The sequence below is a fragment of the Crassaminicella profunda genome (assembly GCF_019884785.1).
Classification (GTDB): domain Bacteria; phylum Bacillota; class Clostridia; order Peptostreptococcales; family Thermotaleaceae; genus Crassaminicella; species Crassaminicella profunda.
Window position 1 is genome coordinate 3,392,654 of sequence record NZ_CP082326.1, and the last position, 23,756, is coordinate 3,416,409.

The following is a 23,756-nucleotide window of genomic DNA, read 5'->3' on the forward strand; positions in this document are numbered from 1 at the left end:
CGCCAATATCTTTTAGAAAGTTTTCCCTATTATTTTTTTTGCCTGTTCATAGCCAGAAGACATGATCCCAATAGGAATTTCATTAATTCCAGCATGTACCATATGTATTTCTTCTACAGCTACTTCATTACTTAGACCATCTAATTCCGGTCCTATCCACTTCACTGGGTAAGCATTATGAAATTCCCACATTCTTTTTGGCTTTTTATTTTCATCTAATAATGTAATCGTTCCTAATATTTTAGGAATTTTTCCAGACTTTACTAAAGTAAATAAAGTTGATAAAGGGTTAAAATTTCCAATTCCCTTATAAAAAACCAATGTTCCAGTCTCAACATTTTCTGGAAAATAATGAGGAGCACCATTGACGCCACCTTCTTGATAAGTATGCACTTTCACTTCACTTTGAAGTCCAGATATTTTTGAAAAGCCTACTGCTACAGGACCTATTTGAACAACAAATCTAAACTTTCCAGTAGCCGTTGGCTTCTTCTTTAATGTATAACTATCCATATAATGATTTTTTACTTTATTGGCCATATTTTTTAAATTTGTCATATTATTAAAATCCATAATATTTTTCTCCTAACTCATTCATTAGAATACATCAAAAACATTTTCTGGTTCATCATTTAACTTTTTATGAATAGTAGATATTTCTCCACACCATCTTCTTCTTTCCCTATGCTCCATATTCATAATATCATCATGAGCCCAATGGAAATAATAAGCTATAAAAGCTACTTCCTCATAAATTCTATCGATAGGATAGCTTACTATTCCTCTATCAAAAAATCGATAGGCACCTCATGTTTACATCCACATTGTGGACATACTGCAGGATAAGATGGATTTTCCATTTGATTAATTCTTCCATATAAATCTTGTAAATAGGCTAAATCTGCTGTAAAAAGCTTTTCTATTGTCTTTGTATCAACAGCTCTTAAATCTCCTAACTTTACAATCACTCTTGCTAACAATATGACTGTTAAATATCCTGGATTTTGCTGAACTCTAGGATCACGCATAGGTAATATTTCATCTGCTGCTGTTGCTAATCTCATTACTCCTTTTTTATGAAGATTCCCACTTTCATCTATGTATCCTTTAGGTAATTCAAAGCTATACTCTGTTTGAAATGCCATGTTATTTCCTCCTGTCATCTAATTGAAATCCAGGGATAGATCTATCTCTATCCCTAGATTTATATTATTGTACTCTTGTTAATCCTTCGTGTGCCATTTCTAATGTTTCCATAGCAACCTCAGCCCCTAAACCATTAAAATCTGGTGCTGTATATTTTACAGGCCAAGCTTCTATAAGCTGCCATGATGCTGCATCCTCTCCTGCTTCATCAATAGCAGTAATCGTTACAGTCTTTCTTTCAACTTGCCCTTCAGCTATCCCTTGTAACCATTCATATAATACCATTGAATCTGTTGCACCCCACTTAAGGGTTACATTTCCATATTTTATAAGTCCTGGCAATTTACGAGGAGTAATCACCGAATCTCCTTCTCTATATTCAATCACATCAATATTTGCATCAAAACCTGTCACTTCACTAAATCCACCAGCTTCTAATCCGTCGATTTCTAATCTAAATCTAAAATTTCTATATGGATGCTCCGCCATGGTTTATTCCTCCTTTCTTATTTCTATATTTTATTCACTTGCAGTTTTTTGAGTAATTCTAAAGATTACAAATTCAGCAGGTTTTACAGGTGCTACCCCTATTACACAAATTAATCTTCCATTGTCTATATCATCTCTTGTCATGGTACTTGGTCCAATATCTACAAAGAAAGCTTCACTTGCAGCATTTCCTTCTAAAGCACCATTTCGCCAAACTCCAGTTAAGAATACTTCAATAGTTCTTTTTACTCTCGTCCAAAGGGCAGTACTATTCGGCTCAAAAACAACCCAATTGGTATTGGCCTTTATAGATTCTTCTAAGAAGATAAATAGTCTCCTTACGTTCACATATTTCCATAGAGAATTAGAAGAACAAGTTCTAGCTCCCCACACTCTTATTCCTTGTCCTGGGAAGTTTCTGATTAGATTCACACCTTTAGGATTTAATATATCTTGCTCTCCCTTATTATATAAACAATCTAATCCTACACATCCTCGAATCACTTCATTTGCAGGGGCTTTATGTACGCCTCTTTCTTGATCTGTTCTAGCATAAATACCTGCAATAGATCCAGAAGGTGGAATATTGGTATTTACTTTTTCTAAAGGATCAAATACAGTAAGCCATGGATGATACATAGCTGCATAATGACTATCAAATATATCTCTATGGGCTAATATATCATCTACTTTTTTCGATTCTCTAGGAACATCTAAAATAGCAAATCGACTTCCTAAGTTCTCACAATGAGCCACTAAAGATAGCTGCACATTTAAATCTACAATTCCTGGTATAGCCATAATACTTACTTGAGAATTTTCTAAAAATGAAGCTATTCCTGTTCTTTTTCCAGGGCCATTATCTTCTCCTATGAAATCAGCAGCAGAAATGTCTCCTATTGATCCATTGCTACCCTTCATCAATGCAATAATATGACTCTCTTTATCTTCCTCTCCAGCAATCATTCCATATGGAGAAATAATTTCCTCACTATTGGCTCCTACAAATTCTATTGTAACCAAATCTGATTTAGAAAGTTTATTTCCAATAAAATTTGCTGCTGTTTGATTAAGTGACACATTTTCATAAGTTTCTTTTACATCTTCATATACAACTTCCATATCAAATTCACACGTAGATACAGTTTTTATGGGTGCTAAATTTTTATCTACTACATCTACTTCAAAAGGTTTTTCAAACATTAAAATATTATCCTGAGATTTAATCACTCTGTTATAATATTTATCACTACCATCGTTGAATACAACTACATCCCCAGCATTAAAGCCTACACTACTCTTAACAAGGTATTGATTCCCTGCCAATTCATCCTCTACAACCTCATACACCTGGGTTCTTGCTTTGCTAGAAGGTACAAATTTTACTTTCACATTATTTCCCCATACCCCAGGGTCTTTGGCATAAATTTTAAGAATTGTTTCATTTTCTGTTTCATCTGTAAAATTTTTAGCTAATTTTGCACTCTTTGGAGCTACTCTCATTACATAACACCTAGAACCTCCATTTAAAAAGAAATGTTCTACTGCATAAGCAAGATAGCGATATTCTTCAAATTCATTTTTTGATAAAAGCCCTCCAAACTTTCTTTTAAAATCTGCTACATTTGTAACTAATACAGGAGTTCCCTTAACTGGACCTTTTTCTGCTAACCCAATAAAACCAGCTGTGCTTGTACTAACTCCTTCCATAGGTCTACTGCCCGATTCAAACTCTTCAACATAAACACCTGGCGACAAATATTCTGGCATATTATTCTAATTTCAAGAAATAACTTGAAATTAGTGTCCCCCCTTTCCTAAGTTTTTTTGTTTTGAAAAAAATTTTAAGATATGTATTTTAAAAAACTAAATCTTTTATATCTTCATGGGATACATCTGAATGAATTACTTTCATAATTACTGAAAAATACTCATCCATCGTTAACAAATTTGTAGACATGGCTTGTTCAATCATCTCTTCTTTGTCAAAATCACCTGCAAAATCTATACTTGTTTTAAAATGTATTTCTCCTGTATCGAAATCCATTTCAAAATTACCTATCTTAAGGCCATAGTTAATTCTTGTAAGGAGCTCTGCCATTAAAAGCGTCTTTTCTTTTTTTACTTTACTAGGACATATGGAATAAAATAAAAACCGTTCTTCCTCTTCTAAACATTTTCCAAGGGTAGTCCAATTTCCATTTTGACCATCTACATCAATTTTTATCAAATCACTAGATTGATGAGATAGCCAATTATTTTTTTGTGTAATGCTCTTAATAGCATCCATAATAGATTGACTCATGAGCTATTCCCTCTTTCTTATTTTTTTCCTTTTTCTTTACTTTCTTCTTCTACCAAGCTTTCAATTTTCTTAACTTCCTCCTGAATGGTTTTGTCTATTCTTTCTAGCTTTTGCTCTTGCTCTTTCACCATTTCTTCTTTTTGTTTATTTCTTTCCTCTCCATGAAGGTATTCTTTTCTTATAACTGCCATATAACTATCTAACCCTTTTTCTAACTCTTTAGGTGACTTGATTGCTTTTTCAATATCTTCTAATACCTTTTGAGCCATAGCAGCTTCCCGCAAGGCATTATTTTCCATAACTTCATAGGTTTGTTGTTTCTCTCCTATAGATTTCATTTTTTCCTCATATGAACCTATTCTATTTTCTGTATATTCTCTAATATGTTCTTCCATACTTTTCTCTTGATTTTTTTTATGCATTCCCTTTGCCGTTCTAACAGCACTACTATCCAGATTAAGAAATGGTATTACATGATTTAAAAAATGTTTGAAACCACCTTCTGTTTCATAAATCCCTGCAAGGTGCTCTTCTGTAAGTGAAACATTTCCTTTTTTAGCCTCTTCATATCTAGCTATACGCCCTTCATGCTTATTTTTTCCTTTTCGGGAAGATTTTTTATCTCTTCTTCTCTCTGAATATGCCTTTAATTGTTCTCCTAATGTTTTTGTTGAATCAAAATTCTTTTTTACTTCTGCTATAGCATGTTTAGAAAATATTCGCTCTAAACTTTTTTCATTCTCTAAATCAAGCATGCTTTTTCTTACTTCATCATGCCTTGCCAATCTATTTTTATGTTTTTGTATATGTTTTTGTGCTTGTTGTATTCGTAGGGAATAAGTATCTGCCTTCTTTTGATACTTTTTTATATTCCTTATAGATACCTTTAAACTGGCTTCAAATTTTTGCCCAATTCCTTTAGCATCTTGTGCTAAATTAGTTCTTTCACCTGTACTACCATACACTTGCCCTGCTTCTAATAAAGCTCTTTTGGCATCTTCTCCTTCTTTCGATGTAGTGTCTGCTTCTACAGGCTTGGTATTCTTTTTCAATTGCCAAATATTATCTGACGCCTTTTCATGATGAAATTTTCCTTTTTTGTCTCTTGTTACTTCCCCTTTCATCATAAAAAGTCCTAATTCCCATTCTTTAAAACGTATCTCATAAAGCTTTTTATGAAATACCTTTAATGCACTTGCCTTTACTTCTGCACCAACAGCTGCAACTACTTTAGATTCTATATTATATTTAAAGTTAAAGCCTTCCTTTTTTGATTGAATTTTTTTATTTTGAATATAAAAGGTGGTTCCTATATTCCCTATGGCACTAGCATGAATGCCCGCCTCAGCAAACAACCCAGCTGAAGCAGATAAAATCCAATCACTTCCTAATTTTACCCCAGCTCCTATTCTTGCATTTAATTCTCCTTGAATCCCTGCTCTTCCAACTGCATCCCAATCTTTATCTTGACCTTCTCCTTTTTTTATACCCGCATTTCCAGCTACCTTTACTCCTCCACCTATTTCTACTCCTCCATATATACTAATAGGTACACTCGCCACTGGCACATCTAATTCTGCTTTTATGGGCCAAAATGCTGTTTCTCCTGGAAACTCCCAGTCTTCTATTCCTATAGATCCTTGTTTTTCTGGAATATTTAATTTACCTACCACATTAAAAATATGCAATGCAACTTCTCCACAAACAAAACCTATTTTCTCAATTTTGAATCCTTGATTCTTGGTATAGGATAATTTTTCTATTTTTATTCCAAATCCTTCAAATCCTATGTACTTAAATAAATCCGCATGCTTTCCTAAAAAATTTTCTTGCTCTCCATCTTTATTTTCCTCAATATCATTTTTGACAGTAAAAGATACTTCCTCTGCGGTCAATCCATTATTATCTAATTTTGGTTTTTTTAATGTTAAATCTATAAAATTGATTACTTCAATCCCCATGCTCTCTATATTGGTATTGGTTATTCCATTTTCATTTATATGAAAAGAAAACTCTTCTATCCCACCTTTTAAAGAATCTCCTACTTCTATATTAATAGAAGCTGAATTAACAGCAAAATCATTTGTACTGCTGATATACTCCATATCCTTTATGGTTAATGTAAGTCCATGCCATTTAAATTCAAACTGTCCTTTTTTTAAGTTTCCACTCAATTGATCATTTTTTCTATCATAATCCAGTTCTAAAACCCCAGGCATTTCTTCTTTTATACCAAATAAATTTAAATTCATAGCTTCAGGTGTAATAATAATATGTCCATTCCTTTTGACAGTAGCTGTCGGCTTTTTCATTTCAAGAATATTCATAAATCGAAAATCATCTAATTCTCTTGTGGCTTCTCCTAAAAACAAAACCTTTGTATTGAACCATAAATTGCTAAAAAAATCTCCTATATTGCTATGATTCAATTGATTATCTGTTTTTGTTTCATGAACCTGCATCTCTGACAAATCAATATCAAAGCTTTCATCCTTTTCATCAGCAGCTTCACTAGGTTGAAAATCAATTTTCAATCGCTGTTTTAAAAAGGTATTAGATTGATCGTGATCTTGCCCCTCTACATTTCTTCCTCTTGTGTTCTCAATGAATTCCCGCGTAATATTACTACCAAATAGCCCCTGCTCTGGACGCTTTTCTTCTTTCTCAATATGATTGCTACTTTTGAAAAAACCAGCAATTTTTGCAAAGAAAGAGAATCCTCCCTCAGATTGACTAGGTATTTCGCAAGCAGCTGTAATCTCCTCTCTAGATAATTCTGGTTTTCTTTGTTCTTCTTGTACTGCCCTTTCTGTTAACAAGGGCGTTTCTATATTTTTTTGTTGTTCTTCTTTTGGAGATTTTTTAAATAAACTCCATCCCATTTTTATCACCACAATATCCTTTACATTTTTGAATTATAAAAAATTACAAATCATTCATCTCTTGTGATTCTTCCTTTTTCTCATCATGTAAATTTTCTTCTATATATTCTGTGGTATCTTTATGATCTTGAAAAAAAGTATATTCTAATTTTCTTTGATTTTTTTCTGTACTTTTAAGTATTTGTTGTAATTTCTTTTGGAATTTACTCTTTTTCTGAAGCTTTCTTTGAATAATCTTTTTATATTGCTCTATATGTTTTTTCATCTTTTCTTGATAGATCTTTATATGTTTATATTCTTTGTTGAAAAAAATAGTATCAGTTTTTTTTCTTTGCAATATAGTTTCTTGAATTATTTTTTCTCTATCCTCTAACACTTCAAGTCTTTTCTTGAATACCTTGATTTTTTCTTTTTCTTTCTTCGTACTAATAAAAGGGAGTACTTTATTTAAAGTACTATATTTATCATTTTCAATTCTTTTTTGGATGTTTTGTATGAATTTTCCGACATTTTTCGACATATTTATTGTTATGGCTGTAGCACTATTTTGTATAGGATTTTTCATATAATTTACATCACTCAAACTAGTTTTTTTAGCTCTACCCTCATTGACTATCTTCATATCCTGCATATTTGCAGTTTGATTTGGTGCATTTTTTAATAGTGCAATAAATATCCAATGGTCATCTTCTTCAAATTGACCCCCTACTAAATTACCTGTATCCAAAGACACATCTAACAATTTTTTAGGGTCACCCTTTGCTCTTTTTTCCCCTATGGTAGGTATATATTCTTCTAATTTTTTATCTTCTGCTACATAATTATTTTTTATATCTTCTATTAAAGACTTTATAGTATCTAATTCATATACAGTTTCTCCATAGGAATTAGCTAATTCATTCTCTAAAAAATCTCTCGTATCCTTATTGCCTGAAGCTATATCCATCTTTATCAATTCTTCATATTCAAATGCTTTATTCCTTTTTTCTTTAGCATGTACAATAGTTTCTTTTTTCCCTAGACTCTTTTTTATAAGTCTTTTCATCACCCAATCTCCATATTGATTACCAGAATAAATAACAATCTCATTTAACTATATGCTTGTTTTATAAAAATCATTATTCATTTTATTTTACAAAATGTCCATTATATACTAATTATATTATAATTTTCAATTAAATACTACTTTTCATCTATATTTTTCGACTTTTTTTGAAAATTTTGATTTTACTCGTTCAAGTAAATAAATTTTCTATCTATTTATACTTCTATAAAATATTCATGAGCTGTGAAAAAAGTTATCCCTAGCTTTTTAAAGCTTATTGATTTCCTAAAGAAAAAAAGACTATATACGCAAAACTAAGCGGTATATAGCCCTCTATCCATTTTCCTAAAATATTATTTTTTCATTAATGCTTTATTTTAAGTTCTCCATCATCTGCATGAATTTTCACCACATCATTTTCTAAAAGTTCTCCCTTTATGATCATCTTTCCAATTTCTGTTTCTATATACTTTTGCAAATATCTTTTAATAGGACGTGCTCCAAAATTTGGAGAATATCCATGCTCTATAATATATTCCTTTGCTTCTTCTGAAAGAGACACACTCATATTTCTTTCTTTTAATCTATTTTGAATATCTTTCATAGCAAGGTCTATAATCTTTTTAATTTGAGATTTTCCTAAAGGCTTAAATAGGACCATCTCATCAATACGGTTTAAAAATTCTGGTCTAAAATGTTTTTTCATTCTCTTATTGATCATCTCTTTTGTTTTTTCAATAATTTCACCATTTTCAATACCCTCTAATAAATCCTCACTCCCTATATTAGAAGTCATAATAATTACTGTATTTTTAAAATCTACTGTTCTTCCTTGGCTATCTGTAAGCCTTCCATCATCTAATAGTTGAAGGAGTATATTAAAAACATCTGGATGGGCTTTTTCTATTTCATCAAATAATATAACACTATAGGGCTTTCTTCTTACAGCTTCTGTTAATTGTCCTCCTTCTTCATATCCTACATATCCTGGAGGAGCTCCTATGAGCCTAGATACAGCAAATTTTTCCATATATTCGCTCATATCAATTCTAACCATATTATTCTCACTATCAAACAAAGCTTCTGATAATGATTTAGCAAGCTCTGTTTTTCCAACACCGGTAGGACCTAAGAATATAAATGAACCAATTGGTTTATGAAAATCTTTTAATCCTGCCCTTGCACGAATAACTGCATCAGATACAGCTGTTACTGCTTCTTCCTGTCCAACGACCCTTTTGTGTAGAATTTCTTCTAAATGGATTAATTTTTCTTTTTCACTTTCAACAAGTTTAGCAACTGGAATTCCTGTCCATCTTGCTACGATTTGTGCAATTTCTTCATCTGTTACTTCTTCTTTGATCATGCTTCTTTCATTTTGTTTTGTTTTCTCTTCTTCTAATTTTTTTTGTAAACTTGGTAAAGTCCCATGTTTTAGGATTGCCAATTGGTTGAGGTCATATTTTCTTTCTGCTTCTTCTATTTGGTATTTTACCTTTTCAAGCTCTTTCTTTATTTCTTTTATTCCTTCTATATTTTTCTTTTCAAGCTCCCACTGAGCCTTCATACCACTTGATTTTTCTTTTATTTGTCCAATGTCTTCTTCAATGCTTTGTAATCTTTTTATAGATGCTTGATCGTTTTCTTTTTTTAAAGCTTCTCTTTCAATTTCAAGCTGCATGATTTTCCTACTGATTTCATCAAGCTCTGCAGGCATACTATCAATTTCTGTTCTAAGCATGGCTGCTGCTTCATCCATTAAATCAATTGCCTTATCTGGTAAAAATCGATCACTTATATATCGATCTGAAAGAGTAGCACAAGCAATAATAGCATTATCTGCAATACGTACTCCATGATGAATTTCAAATCGTTCCTTCAATCCTCTTAAAATAGATATACTATCTTCTACGGTTGGCTGATTGACCATTACCTTTTGAAATCTTCTCTCAAGGGCTGCATCCTTTTCAATATACATGCGATACTCATTGAGTGTAGTTGCACCTATACAATGAAGTTCTCCACGAGCAAGCATTGGTTTTAAAATATTACCAGCATCCAATGCCCCTTCCGTCTTTCCTGCACCTACAATATTATGAATTTCATCAATAAAAAGAATAATATTGCCATTAGATTTTTCTACTTCATTCAGTACTGCCTTTAGTCTTTCTTCAAATTCTCCTCTGAATTTTGCTCCTGCAATTAATGCACCCATATCTAATGCAAAAATAGTTTTATTTTTTAATCCTTCAGGAACATCTCCTTTTAAAATTCTTTGAGCAAGACCTTCTACAATAGCAGTTTTTCCTACTCCTGGTTCTCCAATTAATACTGGATTATTTTTCGTACGTCTAGCTAAAATTCTAATCACATGACGGATTTCACCATCTCTTCCTATTACAGGATCCAGTTTCTTAGCTCTTGCTAATTCCACCAAATCTCTTCCATATTTTTTCAACACCTCATAAGTATCTTCTGGATTTTGGGATGTGATTCTTTGATTTCCTCTTACTTTATTTAAGCTTTCCAAAAATTTTTCTCGATGAATTCCATATCTCTTAAATATTTTCTCTGAAGGTGTATTTTTTTCACTAAGTAGTGCTAAATATAAATGTTCTACTCCTGTATATTCATCTTTAAACTTATTAGCATAGCTTTCTGCATCAAGTAATAATTTATTAAATCTTCTAGTTGCATATACTTCAGCCCCACTTCCATATACTTTGGCAATTTTTTTTATTTCTTCTTTTAAATCTTTTATCATCAAATCCACATTTTCTTCCATAAACTGAAGGAGCTTAGGAATCAATCCATCCTTTTGCATCAGAAGAGCCAAATGAATATGTTCTCCATCTATTTGCTGCTGTTCTTCTTTTATAGTAATTTCTTGAGCTAATGCAATTGCCTCCTGTGCCCTTTGTGTGAATTTTTCAATATTCATACGATCCCCTCCTAATTTTTATATTTTCCTACTTCTACTTTGACTTTCTTTGACCTTAATTTCATTATAGATAAATGCTTTGAAAATAGCAAGGGGTTTTATCCATTTTTTTACTTGTTGAATACATACTCTATAAAAAACATAAAAAATAAGAATCCCTAAGTGACTACAAAATCACAAAAGAGATTCTCATAGAATTAAATTTTATTTTGCAAATTTAACGTCCTTTTTCTTCTTCAATTCTCTCTGCTAATTCATTTAAATATTCCCATCGCTCTATTTTTTCTTCTAATTCCTTTTCTAATGCTTCTTTTTCACTTACGCATTTTTGTAAGAGCTCAAAATCACTTCCTGCATGATTGATTTTTTCATTAATCTCATCAAGTTTTTCCTCTATCTTTTCAATCATTTCATCAATCTGATCATATTCTCTTTGCTCTTTAAAGGTAAATTTAAGCTTTTTCGGTTTATTCTCTACTTTATTTTTCTTTTTCTCTATATTTTTGTTGCTCTTTTCATTGTTAGAGCTTATTCGTTTTTGATCTACTGATTCTTCATATTCTGAATAGTTTCCGGTGTATTGCTTGATCATGCCGTTTCCTTCAAATGCAAATATTTTATCTGTAATTTTATCTAAAAAATATCGATCATGAGAAACAACAATCACAGCACCCTGAAATTCTTCAAGATAATCTTCAAGGATTGTTAACGTTTTTATATCTAAATCATTTGTAGGCTCATCTAAAAAGATTACATTAGGAGCACTCATTAAAACCTTTAATAAATATAGTCTTCTCTTTTCTCCCCCAGATAATTTCTCAATAGGAGTCCATTGAACATGAGGCGGAAATAAAAATCTCTCTAACATTTGAGAAGCAGTGATTTTCATACCTTCTCCATTAGTAATATACTCTGCTTCATTTCTTATATAATCAATAACTCTTAATGAATCCTCCATTTCGGTACTTTCTTGTGAAAAATATCCTATTTTTACCGTCTCTCCTCTTTCAATCGTTCCATGATCCGGTTGAATTTTCTCTGCCATAATATTTAATAAAGTAGATTTTCCCATTCCATTAGGTCCTACAATCCCCACCCGATCATTTCTTAATACAATATAGGTAAAATCATCAATACACTTTTTTTCTCCATAGCTTTTATGGATATGGTTTAATTCAATAACCTTTTTCCCTAAACGTCTTGTCCCTACGGATATCTCCATTTTTTCTTCATCTGTATTTATTTTTTCTTCCTCTAACTTTTCAAACCGCTGAATTCTTGCCTTTTGTTTTGTACTTCTAGCTTTTACACCACTTTTGATCCAAGCTAATTCTTTACGATAAAGATTCTTTCTTTTCTTTTCTGCTGATACTCTTAGTTCTTCTCTTTCTGATTTTGCTTGTAAAAAGGTGCTATAGTTTCCTGTATATTGATAAAGAGTGCCTCCATCTATTTCCAATATCCGATTGGTTACCCGATCTAAAAAATATCGATCATGGGTAATCATAAGTAGAGCACCTTTTCTTTTATTTAAATATTCTTCTAACCATTTTATGGTTTCATTATCTATGTGATTCGTCGGTTCGTCTAAAACTAATAAATCACAAGGACTAATCAACGCACTGGCTAATGCAATTCTTTTTCTCTGGCCTCCTGAAAGGGTTCCTACCTTCACATCAAAATCATAAATGCCTAGTTTTGTTAAAACATTTTTCGCTTCACTTTCTAGTTGCCATGCTCCTAAATCATCCATCTCTTGATTTAACTTCATAAATTTATTTTGTAAATCATTATCATTTGGAGAATGCTTTAATTTCTCGAGTAGTTCTTCATATGCTCTTAGCACTGTCATAATAGGAGAATTTCCTTTGAATACTTGCTGAAGTATAGTTGCATCTGGATCAAAATAAGGATTCTGTGACAAATACTCAATACGAACAGTATTTCCTTTAATCACCCTACCCGTATCAGTAGTTTCTGCCCCTACGATAATTTTTAAAAAGGTAGATTTTCCTGTTCCATTCACCCCTATTAGTCCTATTTTTTCTCCTTCATTTATTCCAAAGGATACGTCACTAAATAATATTCTTTCTCCATAGCTTTTAGAAATATTTTCAACAGACAATAGATTCATAAATTTACCTTCCTTTTGTATAATTTCTTCATTTATTATATCTTATATTTGAATATTGTCCAAAAAAAAAGAGCTGTCTTCCTCTAGAAGTTACTTTCTAAAGTGAGACAATCTCTTATTCAACCTTTTTTTATCATCCAAATTTTCTTATCTTTTCATATCTATCCTTTAGTAAGGTATCATGGTCTAATTCCAGTAAATTAGATATTTCTTTTAATGCATATTCTTTTATTCCCTCAGCAACAAAGTCAATATCTTTATGAGCACCACCTAATGGCTCTTCAATGATTTTATCAATTACTTTAAATGAAAGTAAATCATCAGCAGTTAATTTCATAACAGTTGCTGCCTTTTTTGCTAAACTTGCATCTTTCCAAAGAATACTTGAAAGTCCTTCTGGGGAAATCACTGAATATATACTATTTTGAAGCATACAAACCCGATCTCCTACTCCTAAAGCTAGTGCCCCTCCACTTCCACCTTCTCCAATTACTACGACCATTATTGGTGTTTTAAGTCTACTCATCTCTAGTAAATTAAGGGCAATTGCTTCTCCTTGACCTCTCTCCTCTGCCCCTAATCCACAATAAGCACCAGGAGTATCCACAAAAGTAATAATCGGCCTTTTAAATTTTTCAGCTTGCTTCATAAGCCTTAAAGCCTTTCTATATCCTTCTGGATGAGCCATCCCAAAGTTTCTTTTGATATTTCCCTTCGTATCCTTTCCCTTTTGATGACCAATCACTGTAACAGGCATTCCTTCAAGGGTTCCAATACCACCAACAATAGCAAAGTCATCTCCATATAATCGATCTCCATGAAGTTCTATAAAATCAGGGATGATTCTTTCTATATAATCTAGTGTAGTAGGTCTTTCTTGCATTCTTGCAATTTTTACTTTCTGCCATGGTGTCAAATTTGTATATTCATCTTTTTTTATATTTTCTAATTTATTTTTTAAAATGTTGATTTCTGTATCTAAAAGGACTTCATTTTCTTTTGCAAAAATCTCTAATTCTTTTATTTTATTCTCAAGCTCTAGAATAGGCTTTTCAAATTCTAAACAATTATTCATTTTTTTCACCTCTTACTGTGTGAATACTTAATATTTTATATAATACTTCTCTTAAATTTTTTCTATGAACAATCTTGTCTACAAATCCTTTTTCCTTTAGAAATTCAGCCCTTTGAAATCCTTCAGGTAATCTTTGTCTTATGGTTTGCTCTATCACTCTAGGGCCTGCAAAGCCTATTAATGCTTTAGGTTCTGCTAGGATGATATCTCCAAGCATAGCAAAACTAGCCGTAACACCACCTGTAGTTGGATCTGTCAATGCTGAAATATAGAGTAGTCCTTTATCTGATAATCTACTAAGTGCTGCTGATGTTTTTGCCATTTGCATTAAGGATAATATACCTTCCTGCATTCTTGCCCCGCCAGAAGCTGTGAAAATAATTACGGGTAATCTTTTCTCTATAGCCTTTTCAATTGCCCTTGTTATTTTTTCTCCAACTACGCACCCCATACTTCCCATCATAAAATCTGGATTCATAACACAAAGGACAAAGGGGATTTCATTCATCTCTCCTTCACCTGTTACAACTGCATCCTTCTCTTTTGATTTTTCCTTTGCTAAATTTACTTTTTCCTTATATTCTGGAAAATTTAATGGATCATTGGCTTCTAATTCTTTATCATATTCTATAAAACTATTCTCATCTACTAATAAATGAATTCTTTCTCTCGCTCCTATTCTAAAATGCTGATCACATTTAGGACATACATACATATTATTTTTAACATCTTCTCTTAATACAAATTCATTACATCCCCTACATTTAACCCAAAGAGAATCATCTATTTTTTTCTGATTATTTTCATTACTTTTATGATTATTTAATGAAATTTCTTTTTTCCCTTTATTTTCTTCATTCTTCTTACTATCATATATATTAATGGTTCCATACTTTTTTTTACGAAACAATTCTTTTATCATATTATTCACCTTTCTACGATGAACCTACTTCATCATTTCTTTTCCTATAAAAGAAGTATCAATTTTATTTTCAATAAATCTCTCATGATTTAAAATTTCTTTATGAAAATCAGTATTCGTTTTTACTCCAATAATAATTAGCTCATCAATAGCTCTTTTCATTCTAGCTATTGCCTCATTTCTATCTCTTCCCCATACAATAAGCTTCCCAATCATAGAATCATAAGTAGCAGGAATCTTATACCCACTATAAATATGACTATCAATACGAACACCATTTCCTCCAGGTATAAAGTAATCTTCAATCATTCCTGGACATGGTGCAAAGTTATTATTTGGATCCTCTGCATTAATCCTGCATTCTATTGCATGTCCATTGATTTTTATACCGTCTTGGGTAAAACTTAGTTTTTCCCCAGCAGCAATTTTAATTTGTTCCTTTATTAAATCTATCCCTGTAATGGCTTCTGTAATAGGATGTTCCACTTGAATTCTCGTATTCATTTCAATAAAGTAAAAATTATAATGCTTGTCTAATAAAAATTCTATGGTTCCTGCACTTACATAATTTACAGCTTTTGCAGCTTTTATAGCCATTTGTCCCATTCTTTTTCTTAAATCATCATCAATCTTCGTACACGGAGCTTCCTCTAACACCTTTTGATTCCTTCTTTGCAAAGAACAATCCCGCTCCCCTAAATGAACAATATTTCCATGTTCATCTGCTAAAATTTGAAATTCAATATGTCTTGGCTCTTCAATAAATTTTTCTATATACATATCATCATCATTAAATGCAGCAGCTGCTTCTGACTTTGCCATATTAAATTTATTGACAAAATCTTCTTCCTCATGAACAATTCTTATTCCTCTTCCACCACCACCACTTGAAGCTTTGATCATAACAGGAAATCCTATCTTTTGGGCAATGTCTAACGCCTCTAGTGAATCTTTCGTAGCACCTTCTGAACCCGGAACAACACTTACCCCAGCTTCAATCATAGTCTTTCTAGCCTCTGATTTATTCCCCATTCTTCTAATATGCTCTTCCTTTGGTCCAATTAACTTTATTTCATTTTCTTCACAAAGCTTAGCAAACTTTGTACTCTCTGATAAAAAACCATACCCTGGATGAATGGCTTCTGCATGAGTAATACGTGCCGCGCTAATAATATTGTTCATATTTAAATAACTCTTAGATGAAATAGCTGGTCCTATGCACACAGCCTCATCTGCCATATGTACATGCAGGGAATCTTTATCTATCTCTGAATAAACAGCAACCGTTTGTACGCCTAATTCCTTACATCCTCGAATAATCCTTAGTGCAATTTCTCCTCTATTGGCAATCAATATTTTTTTAAACATGATAGTTACCTCCTAATTTTCATTAAAGGCTGACCATATTCTACAATATCCTCATTTTCTACTAAAAGCTCTACTACTTGACCTGATTCTTCACTTTGAATCTCATTCATGATCTTCATAGCCTCTATGATACAAATAGGTTGTCCTTTTTCTACAGTGTCTCCTACCTCAACAAAGGGTTGTGCATCAGGACTAGGTGTTGCATAAAAAACTCCTACAATAGGAGATTTCACAATATATAATTCTTCCTCTTCTACAAGTATCTCTTCCTTAATACTTTCAACAGGTTTTTCTATTTTTATTTCATTTTTATTACTTTCATAAGATAAATCATATTCATGAACTGATTTTGTAACACTGATCTTTAAATCCTTTTCTTGAATATCTACTCTTTCTATACTTGTTTGATCTATTGTTAATAATAATTCTTTGATATCTTTTATATTCATCTATAAATCCTCCTGTTTCTTATAGCTAGTTTTAGTATCTGGTACTAATATCTTGTATTATTATATCATATAAAATATATTTCCATCAATTAATTATCTTCTAATAGCAATTTTCTCTATATCTTTCTTATTTAAAACCCTCTATTGGCTTATTTAAAATGAAGATTGTCAATTCCTCAAAATAAAGATTTATTTTAATCTAGTATTGATCCTTAATAAGATAAATCTTTCATACAAAAAAATAAGGACGAAATCGTCCTTATTTTATTTCAACTACACTTCCATCTTCCAAATTTTCATGTCCCACTACAATAATCTGCTCACCTTTTTTAACACCTTCTAAAATTTCATAAGCATCATCACTTGAAAATCCTATTTTCACTTCTCTTTTTACTGCCTTTTTATTTTCATCTACAAATACATAATATTTTTCTTTTTCTTTTATTACAGCTTTTTTAGGTACTGCTAATGCATCTTTGTGTTGATCTAATATAATCTTAGCTGTTGCAAACATGCCTGATTTTAATTTTCTTTTTTCATTATTGATCAAAATTTTTACAGGATATGTCTTCGTTTCTTGTTCAGGTTCTGGCCCTATGTTTGTAATTTTCCCCTCAAAGGTATCTGAAAATACCTCTACCTTTATAATACATTTTTGTCCCTTTTTTATAAAAGGCATATCTTTTTCAGCAATCCCTACTTCTACATACATTTGATCTATATTTACAAGTTTAAATAGTTCCGTTCCAACAGAGAGCATTTGGCCCATCAGAACCTTTTTACTACTGATAATCCCAGAAATAGGTGATTTGATATTAGTATCCTCCATATTTTTCTTTGCCAATGCTACATCATTTTCTTTCATTCCTAATGATTCTTTTTGTTTTTTATATTCCTTTTCTACTATCTCAAATTCGGATTTTGATTTTACATTATTTTCATAAAGTGCTTTTATTCTTTCATAATCATTTGTTAGATTATTATATTCTATATGAGCCATAGAAAGGTCCTTATTTTTATTTTCATATGCTAATTGATAAGTTGTATCATCTAATTTACAAAGGGACTGCCCTTTCCTTACATTACTTCCTAAATCTCCATAAATTTCTTTTACTTTTCCATTAACTTCTGCTGTTACAACCGCTTCTTCCTTAGGCTTTAAATTTCCAGGTAACAGAATTTCATTGGTAAAATCCATGGTTCTCACAGGCTCCGCTTTTACATACACAACTTCTTCTTTTTTTAATTCCTCTACATCCTTTCCATCTGTTTCTTTTACCTTATTTCCTCCACAGCCTACAAGTAAAAAACTATTGATAATCAATATCCATCCTACTATGAATACTAGCTTCTTCAATCTACTATCTCCTCTCTATTCTTTTTCTCTTTTCATAAAACGCTCACTTTTGTCATTAAAAATAGAAATTAATTTAAGTAAGCAGCCACTCCACCTCAATCCCAAATTTACTGTTTTTATATTTTCAATCCTAATGTAATTATAAATATAGTTACAGCTTCTTGATCTGATGTAAGCGTCATACTTCCTCCATGTCTTTCTATAATCTTTTTCGTTATGGCAAGGCCTAATCCTGACCCATCATGGGTACCTCTACTCTTATCTCCTCTTACAAAAGAATCAAAAATAACCTTTTTTAATTCTTCTCTTATGCCAATTCCATCGTCTGCAATAGTGAGTAGTACCTGATCTTCATCCCTATGGCATCTAATCCACAGAGTAGTTTTTGGTGGATTATATTTAATAGCATTGGATAATATATTAATCACTGCTCTTGCCATTTGCTTTTTATCAAATTCTATCAGGATAGGCATATGACTAATATCTATATGTAAATCAAATTGTTTCCTTTCGATTTCTGGATAATATTCACTAATCACTTGTCTCAACCACTCAGCAAAATCATAAGTTTCAAAGTTAAGTTGAAAATTTTCATCTTCTAATTTTGAAAAGCTAAAGAAATCTTCTATCAAATTAGATACATAAAAAGATTTATTGTATATATATTTTAAATACTTTTTCTCATCCTCTTTCGTCTTTGCTTCTCCATCATAAAGTAGTTTAGAAAACCCATAAATAGAGGTAATAGGCGTCTTTAAATCATGAGATATATCTACAATCATCCGTTGCTTACTCTTAGCTATTTTCATTTTTTCCATTTCTACTGCTTCGAGTTTACTGGCCATTTTATTAAAAGCATCTCTTATTTCTCCAAACTCCCTTTGAGCATGAAAATCTAATCTGGTACTATAATTTTGCCTTTCCATTTCTCGAATCCCTTTTCTAAAATATTTAAGAGGTGTCTTTATATATTTAGATGTAAATCGACTATAAAAAATAAGACTTACAAAGAGAAAAAATAAAAAGACAATTAGAAAAGTTCCATAGGTTACATTTCCTATGCTGTTAATTTTTTCTGTATTGATTAATTTGGGCGTAACTACAAAGTAAAATTTATCTCTTGGCCATTTGAATACATATAAATAGGGTTCCCCCTTCGGTCCCTCTACGGGAGAAATGTTATACCAATAGGGATATTTTTCTCTATCAAAATGAATAGATGTTTGATCATACAAAAACCTTTCATCATACTGGTATATATTGTCTAACTTTTTTCCCTTTACATAGATCACTTTTTTATTTTCATCTAAAATTTCAATCCAACATTCCATCATTTCAATACATTTTGTATCCATTTCTTCAAAAGGAATCTTGTAGATATCCTTTGGTTCAATATACTCCGTAGCTATATTTCTATAAATAACATTCTCTAAAATAAAATCTGTTACATAAATGGTTAAGATCAATGACACAACCATAATAAAAAATATAATGATATAATTTTTAAATAAAAAGCTATTGATACTTTTTTTATCCTTCATTTTTCACATTCCCCTCAAACCTATACCCAAGACCTCTTATGGTTTTTAAGTAATCAGGGCTTTTTGAATCATACTCGATCTTGTCTCTTAATCTACTAACATAAACCATAATAATATTGTCATCACCCATATAATCTTGTTCCCATGTAGATTCATATAATTGTTTCTTCGTAAATACTTTATTTGGATTTTTCATTAAAAATTGAAGGAGCTTATATTCTAAGGTAGTAAGTTCTACTATTCTTTCTCCCTTATAAACTTGGCAACTCTTTTCTTCTAAGCACAACTCCCCTATACAAATATTTTGTTTAGATTTTTGATTATAATTTTCATCCTTATCATATTGATGACATCTTCTCATTAAAGCCTGCATCCGTGCAACTACTTCCAGGGGATTAAAAGGCTTAGTCATGTAATCATCGGCTCCTATTCCTAAACCATAAATCTTATCCATATCCTCATCTTTTGCTGATAAAAACATAACAGGAATGTTAGATATTTTTCTCATTTCTTTTATGAATTCAATACCATCCATTTTAGGCATCATAATATCTAGAATAATAGCATCTACAACATTTTCTTTCATACACTTAAGTGCCATTTCTCCATCATAAGCCTTTAATCCATGAAAGCCATGGTTTTCTAAATAAATCTTTAGTAGTTCTACAATTTCCTTCTCATCATCTACTATTAAAATATTCTTCATCCCCATCCCCCTCATAAAGTGAACTCGTCATAGTTTTATATTCCTATCTTTAGTAAAAGATCTTTTATAAATTTTGTGGATTCATCTCCATTTTCCTCAATTTCCTATTCTTAAAATATGCTTTCATCCCCTCTACTAAAGAATAGAGTATAGGTACAATCACTAATGTCAATAACGTTGCAAAACTTAATCCAAATATGATTGCATATCCCATAGGTGCATAAAAATCATTTTTTAACGTAAGGGGTAGTATTCCTCCTACAGTAGTTATAGTCGTTGACATAACAGGTATAAATCTAGTCATAGCCGTTTCTTTTATAGCCTGATCCATCTCATATCCATTTTTCCTCAAATAATTGATATAATCCACTAATACAATGGCATCATTTACTGCGATTCCTACTAAGGATACCATTCCTATTAATGAGGTTAATCCCAAATAGCTTCCTACTAGGGTAAGCCCTATGAATACACCAATTACAGCAAGTGGTACAGAAAATAATATAACAAATGGCTGAGATAAAGAATTAAATTGTATAGAAAGAATAAGATATACAAGAATCATGGCAATCAACATATTTTTCCCCATGTTGATAAAATAATCATTCACCTCTTCTTGTTCTCGATCGAACCCTATAGAATACCCCTTTGGCATAGAATATTCATTCACTTTCTTCATAAACGCTTCTTGTATAGCCATCTTTTGTTCTTGATTTTTTACATTTGCTCCAACCTTTGCATATCTTTTCTCGCTATGATGAAAAATTGCTGAACAGCCTTCCTCTTCTTTTGCAGTAGCTACATAAGAAAAAGGTATAGGTTGATTGCTTTTTCCATAGAAATAAATATTATTAAAATCTTCCTTATGAGATAATTTTTCCTTCGTTGTACGAATCATCACATCAATCTCTTCTTGATTGATTTTAAAAGTAGTTGCCTTCAAACCATGTACAGCATTTCTTATGCCCATAGAAATACTTCTATGATCTAAACCTAATAAAGCTGCCTTTTCTCTATTGATAATAATCTGCATTTCACTTAAACCATTTTCAAAATTGTTTCCTGCATCAAAAGTACCCTCTATATTCTTTAATGTATCTGTAAAATCTCCTGCGATGGTCTTTAAGGTATCAAAGTTCTTTCCATAAATCATGATTTCTATATCCTTATTCCCAAAGTCAATACCACCTTTCATTTGTCCTATAGTGATCTCTGCCCCTGGAATATCTTTTATACGCTGCCTACAATCCTCTGCAATTTCCATACTTGTTCTTTCTCTTTTATCCTTCTCTAAAAGCTTTACTCGAATTCTTGCTCTTTCAGGATTTGAAATACTTGTGCTAAAGCTCTTCATTTCAGGATAATCAAACAATATTTTTTCAACCTCTGCTGCTATATTAGATGTAGTTTCTAGCTCTGAACCTACTGGCGTTTTAATATTTACATTAAATTCTTCTGCATCCATATCTCCAAATACGGTAATCTTTAATATACCTGATATAGGTAACATGACACTTCCTATCAATAAAGCTAAAACAATTCCTAATACTGCAAATTTTTTCTTTTTGCTAATAATAATGCTGTGTAGGATATTCCCATAAGTTTTTATAAAAGGACTATCTAATGGATTTTTCTTTCCTTTTATCAGCTTATACAAAATGGCACCTGTAAAAACAATAGTAAAACTCCAAGCAAGTATATTTGTATTTAAAAACCCTTCATGTTTATCCTTAAAGGAAAGCATAGAAAGAATAAATACAGAAAGTATGGATATTCCTCTGATTCCTATATCTAAAAATTTCTTTCTTTTTTTATCTTTTTTACCATGTTCTTTTAAAAATACAGAACTTAATGCTGGTGTTACAGTAGTAGCAATAAAAAAAGATGATCCTAGTGCTGCAATTACAGTTATAGGAATCCATTTTAACCAATAACCATAAAGACCAGGAGTTATTGCCATAGGTAAAAATGCAGCCAATGTAGTAAGAGTTGCTGATAAGATGGCTGGTGCTACTTGATTTGTAGCAGCCTTTGCTGCATCCTTAGCATTTACGCCCTTCATCCTCAAGCGATCTATATTTTCCATCACTACAATTCCATTATCCACAAGCATCCCTACAGCTAAAATCATAGAGAAAAGAATCATTGTATTGATGGAAGCTCCCATATTCTTAAGTAATATGGTAGATGCCAAAAGGGCTAGTGGAATAACTACAGAAACGACTAATGACTCTGATAATCCTATAAATATGTACAAAACAATAATTACTAGAAATAAACCTGATTTAGCATTATCGAAAACATCTCCAAGCTGACGATCTATTTCTTCCGCTAAATCCATGGTGATATGAGTCTCCATCTCCTCTGGATAAATACTTCCTTTCCCTTCAGTTAAGATATTTCGTACTTCTTCCCCTATGGCTATGGCATCAGACCCTTCTTTTCTCTTTACTACTAATGTTACTGATTTTTTCACCGTAGGATTTTTAGTCCCTATTCCAACAGACATCCTAGCATCAGATTGTATTTCCTTATAACCATCTACTACAACACCTATATCCTTTATATATAAAGGGCCACTTCCTGTATAGGAAACAACTACATTTTTCATATCTTCTACAGCTTTAAACTTACCTATCGTTCTTACATTATATTTTTTATGATCTAGATAGACATTTCCTCCTGGTATAGTTGTGTTGCTATCTTTTAGTGCATTTCCTATCTGGTCTAGCCTTAAGTTGTATGCTACTAACTTATGAGGATCTACAATGACCTTGATTTCTCTTTCTAACCCTCCATATACCTCTACATCAGATACATCCTTATTCTTTTTAATCTCATCCCTTATTCGATCCGCAGAATTTTTAAGCTCTACTAAATCATCTACTCCTGTGAGATTAAGGATCAATACATATTTATTTCCTGTTTCAGCTTCACTTATATAAGGTTCATCTGCATCATCTGGAAGTGCTCCTTTTGCTTCTGATACCTTATCCTTTATCTCATTTTTCATCTTTTCCATATCAGCACTTACATCAAAGCTAATATCAATATTTGAATACCCTAATGCAGATGTGGATTTCAAGCTTTTTATTCCTTCTATCTCACTGATTTTATTTTCTAATTCATCCGTCACTAAAGTTTCCATTTCTTCTGGTGATGCTCCTGTATAAGTTGTTGTAACATTTATATACGGAAGTCTTATCTCTGGATTGATTTCTTTTGGCATTTGGGTAAAAGAAATCATGCCAGCATAAACAATCAAAATAATTAATAAAATCATAATTCTCGGTCTATCTACAAACAAACAAGCCCATTTACCAAGAACATTTTTTTCATCATGAAGTTCTGGTATATAGCTTGAATATTCCTTTTGGTCTTTCATATATTTGCTCC

Annotated in this window: 18 protein-coding genes; all 18 read right to left on the reverse strand. The window is 31.6% G+C overall.

Annotated elements, in window-relative coordinates:
• Nucleotides 1–12: 12 nt before the first annotated feature.
• The 18 genes from K7H06_RS15740 to K7H06_RS15820 all read right to left on the reverse strand — a co-directional run bounded on the left by K7H06_RS15740 (nucleotide 13) and on the right by K7H06_RS15820 (nucleotide 23,745).
• A complete protein-coding gene (locus K7H06_RS15740) occupies nucleotides 13–573 on the reverse strand; it encodes a phage tail protein (protein WP_223036982.1) in 561 nt (186 codons plus the stop codon).
• Nucleotides 574–597: 24 nt separating this feature from the next.
• A complete protein-coding gene (locus K7H06_RS21490) occupies nucleotides 598–780 on the reverse strand; it encodes a DUF6760 family protein (protein ID WP_343216832.1) in 183 nt (60 codons plus the stop codon).
• Nucleotides 777–1,145 carry a phage tail assembly protein gene (locus K7H06_RS15745; RefSeq protein WP_223036983.1) on the reverse strand — a complete coding sequence of 123 codons (369 nt, stop codon included), beginning with the start codon at nucleotides 1,143–1,145 and terminating at the stop codon, nucleotides 777–779. The genes K7H06_RS21490 and K7H06_RS15745 overlap by 4 nt, the downstream gene beginning before the upstream one ends.
• A gap of 64 nt (nucleotides 1,146–1,209) precedes the next feature.
• Entirely contained in the window at nucleotides 1,210–1,635 is a 426-nt protein-coding gene (locus K7H06_RS15750; protein WP_223036984.1) for a phage tail protein, read from the reverse strand.
• A gap of 30 nt (nucleotides 1,636–1,665) precedes the next feature.
• Nucleotides 1,666–3,405, reverse strand: coding sequence for a phage tail sheath subtilisin-like domain-containing protein (locus K7H06_RS15755; RefSeq protein WP_223036985.1), 1,740 nt, complete (start codon nucleotides 3,403–3,405; stop codon nucleotides 1,666–1,668).
• A gap of 88 nt (nucleotides 3,406–3,493) precedes the next feature.
• Nucleotides 3,494–3,940 carry a type III secretion system chaperone family protein gene (locus tag K7H06_RS15760; RefSeq protein ID WP_223036986.1) on the reverse strand — a complete coding sequence of 149 codons (447 nt, stop codon included), beginning with the start codon at nucleotides 3,938–3,940 and terminating at the stop codon, nucleotides 3,494–3,496.
• A 17-nt stretch (nucleotides 3,941–3,957) separates the two neighbouring features.
• A complete protein-coding gene (locus K7H06_RS15765) occupies nucleotides 3,958–6,822 on the reverse strand; it encodes a hypothetical protein (protein WP_223036987.1) in 2,865 nt (954 codons plus the stop codon).
• Between the two features lie 43 nt (nucleotides 6,823–6,865).
• Nucleotides 6,866–7,867, reverse strand: coding sequence for a hypothetical protein (locus tag K7H06_RS15770; protein WP_223036988.1), 1,002 nt, complete (start codon nucleotides 7,865–7,867; stop codon nucleotides 6,866–6,868).
• 364 nt (nucleotides 7,868–8,231) lie between these two features.
• Nucleotides 8,232–10,808 carry an ATP-dependent chaperone ClpB gene (gene clpB / locus K7H06_RS15775; RefSeq protein WP_223036989.1) on the reverse strand — a complete coding sequence of 859 codons (2,577 nt, stop codon included), beginning with the start codon at nucleotides 10,806–10,808 and terminating at the stop codon, nucleotides 8,232–8,234.
• A gap of 217 nt (nucleotides 10,809–11,025) precedes the next feature.
• Nucleotides 11,026–12,942 (reverse strand): ABC-F family ATP-binding cassette domain-containing protein, encoded by a 1,917-nt coding sequence (locus K7H06_RS15780; RefSeq protein ID WP_223036990.1) that lies wholly within the window; start codon nucleotides 12,940–12,942, stop codon nucleotides 11,026–11,028.
• Nucleotides 12,943–13,075: 133 nt separating this feature from the next.
• Nucleotides 13,076–14,017 carry an acetyl-CoA carboxylase carboxyltransferase subunit alpha gene (locus tag K7H06_RS15785; protein ID WP_223036991.1) on the reverse strand — a complete coding sequence of 314 codons (942 nt, stop codon included), beginning with the start codon at nucleotides 14,015–14,017 and terminating at the stop codon, nucleotides 13,076–13,078.
• Nucleotides 14,010–14,939: an acetyl-CoA carboxylase, carboxyltransferase subunit beta gene (gene accD / locus K7H06_RS15790; RefSeq protein WP_223036992.1), complete on the reverse strand. Its 930-nt coding sequence runs from the start codon at nucleotides 14,937–14,939 to the stop codon at nucleotides 14,010–14,012. The genes K7H06_RS15785 and accD overlap by 8 nt, the downstream gene beginning before the upstream one ends.
• Before the next feature lie 24 nt (nucleotides 14,940–14,963).
• Complete coding sequence (locus K7H06_RS15795) at nucleotides 14,964–16,307, reverse strand: acetyl-CoA carboxylase biotin carboxylase subunit (protein ID WP_223036993.1); 1,344 nt, start codon at nucleotides 16,305–16,307, stop codon at nucleotides 14,964–14,966.
• Between the two features lie 5 nt (nucleotides 16,308–16,312).
• Entirely contained in the window at nucleotides 16,313–16,756 is a 444-nt protein-coding gene (gene accB / locus K7H06_RS15800; RefSeq protein WP_223036994.1) for an acetyl-CoA carboxylase biotin carboxyl carrier protein, read from the reverse strand.
• A 259-nt stretch (nucleotides 16,757–17,015) separates the two neighbouring features.
• A complete protein-coding gene (locus tag K7H06_RS15805) occupies nucleotides 17,016–18,113 on the reverse strand; it encodes an efflux RND transporter periplasmic adaptor subunit (protein ID WP_223036995.1) in 1,098 nt (365 codons plus the stop codon).
• A gap of 116 nt (nucleotides 18,114–18,229) precedes the next feature.
• Nucleotides 18,230–19,654: a HAMP domain-containing sensor histidine kinase gene (locus K7H06_RS15810; RefSeq protein ID WP_223036996.1), complete on the reverse strand. Its 1,425-nt coding sequence runs from the start codon at nucleotides 19,652–19,654 to the stop codon at nucleotides 18,230–18,232.
• Nucleotides 19,644–20,360 (reverse strand): response regulator transcription factor, encoded by a 717-nt coding sequence (locus tag K7H06_RS15815; protein WP_223036997.1) that lies wholly within the window; start codon nucleotides 20,358–20,360, stop codon nucleotides 19,644–19,646. Before K7H06_RS15815 ends, K7H06_RS15810 begins: the two co-directional genes overlap by 11 nt.
• 64 nt (nucleotides 20,361–20,424) lie before the next feature.
• Complete coding sequence (locus tag K7H06_RS15820; RefSeq protein ID WP_223036998.1) at nucleotides 20,425–23,745, reverse strand: efflux RND transporter permease subunit; 3,321 nt, start codon at nucleotides 23,743–23,745, stop codon at nucleotides 20,425–20,427.
• Between the last annotated feature and the right edge of the window lie 11 nt (nucleotides 23,746–23,756).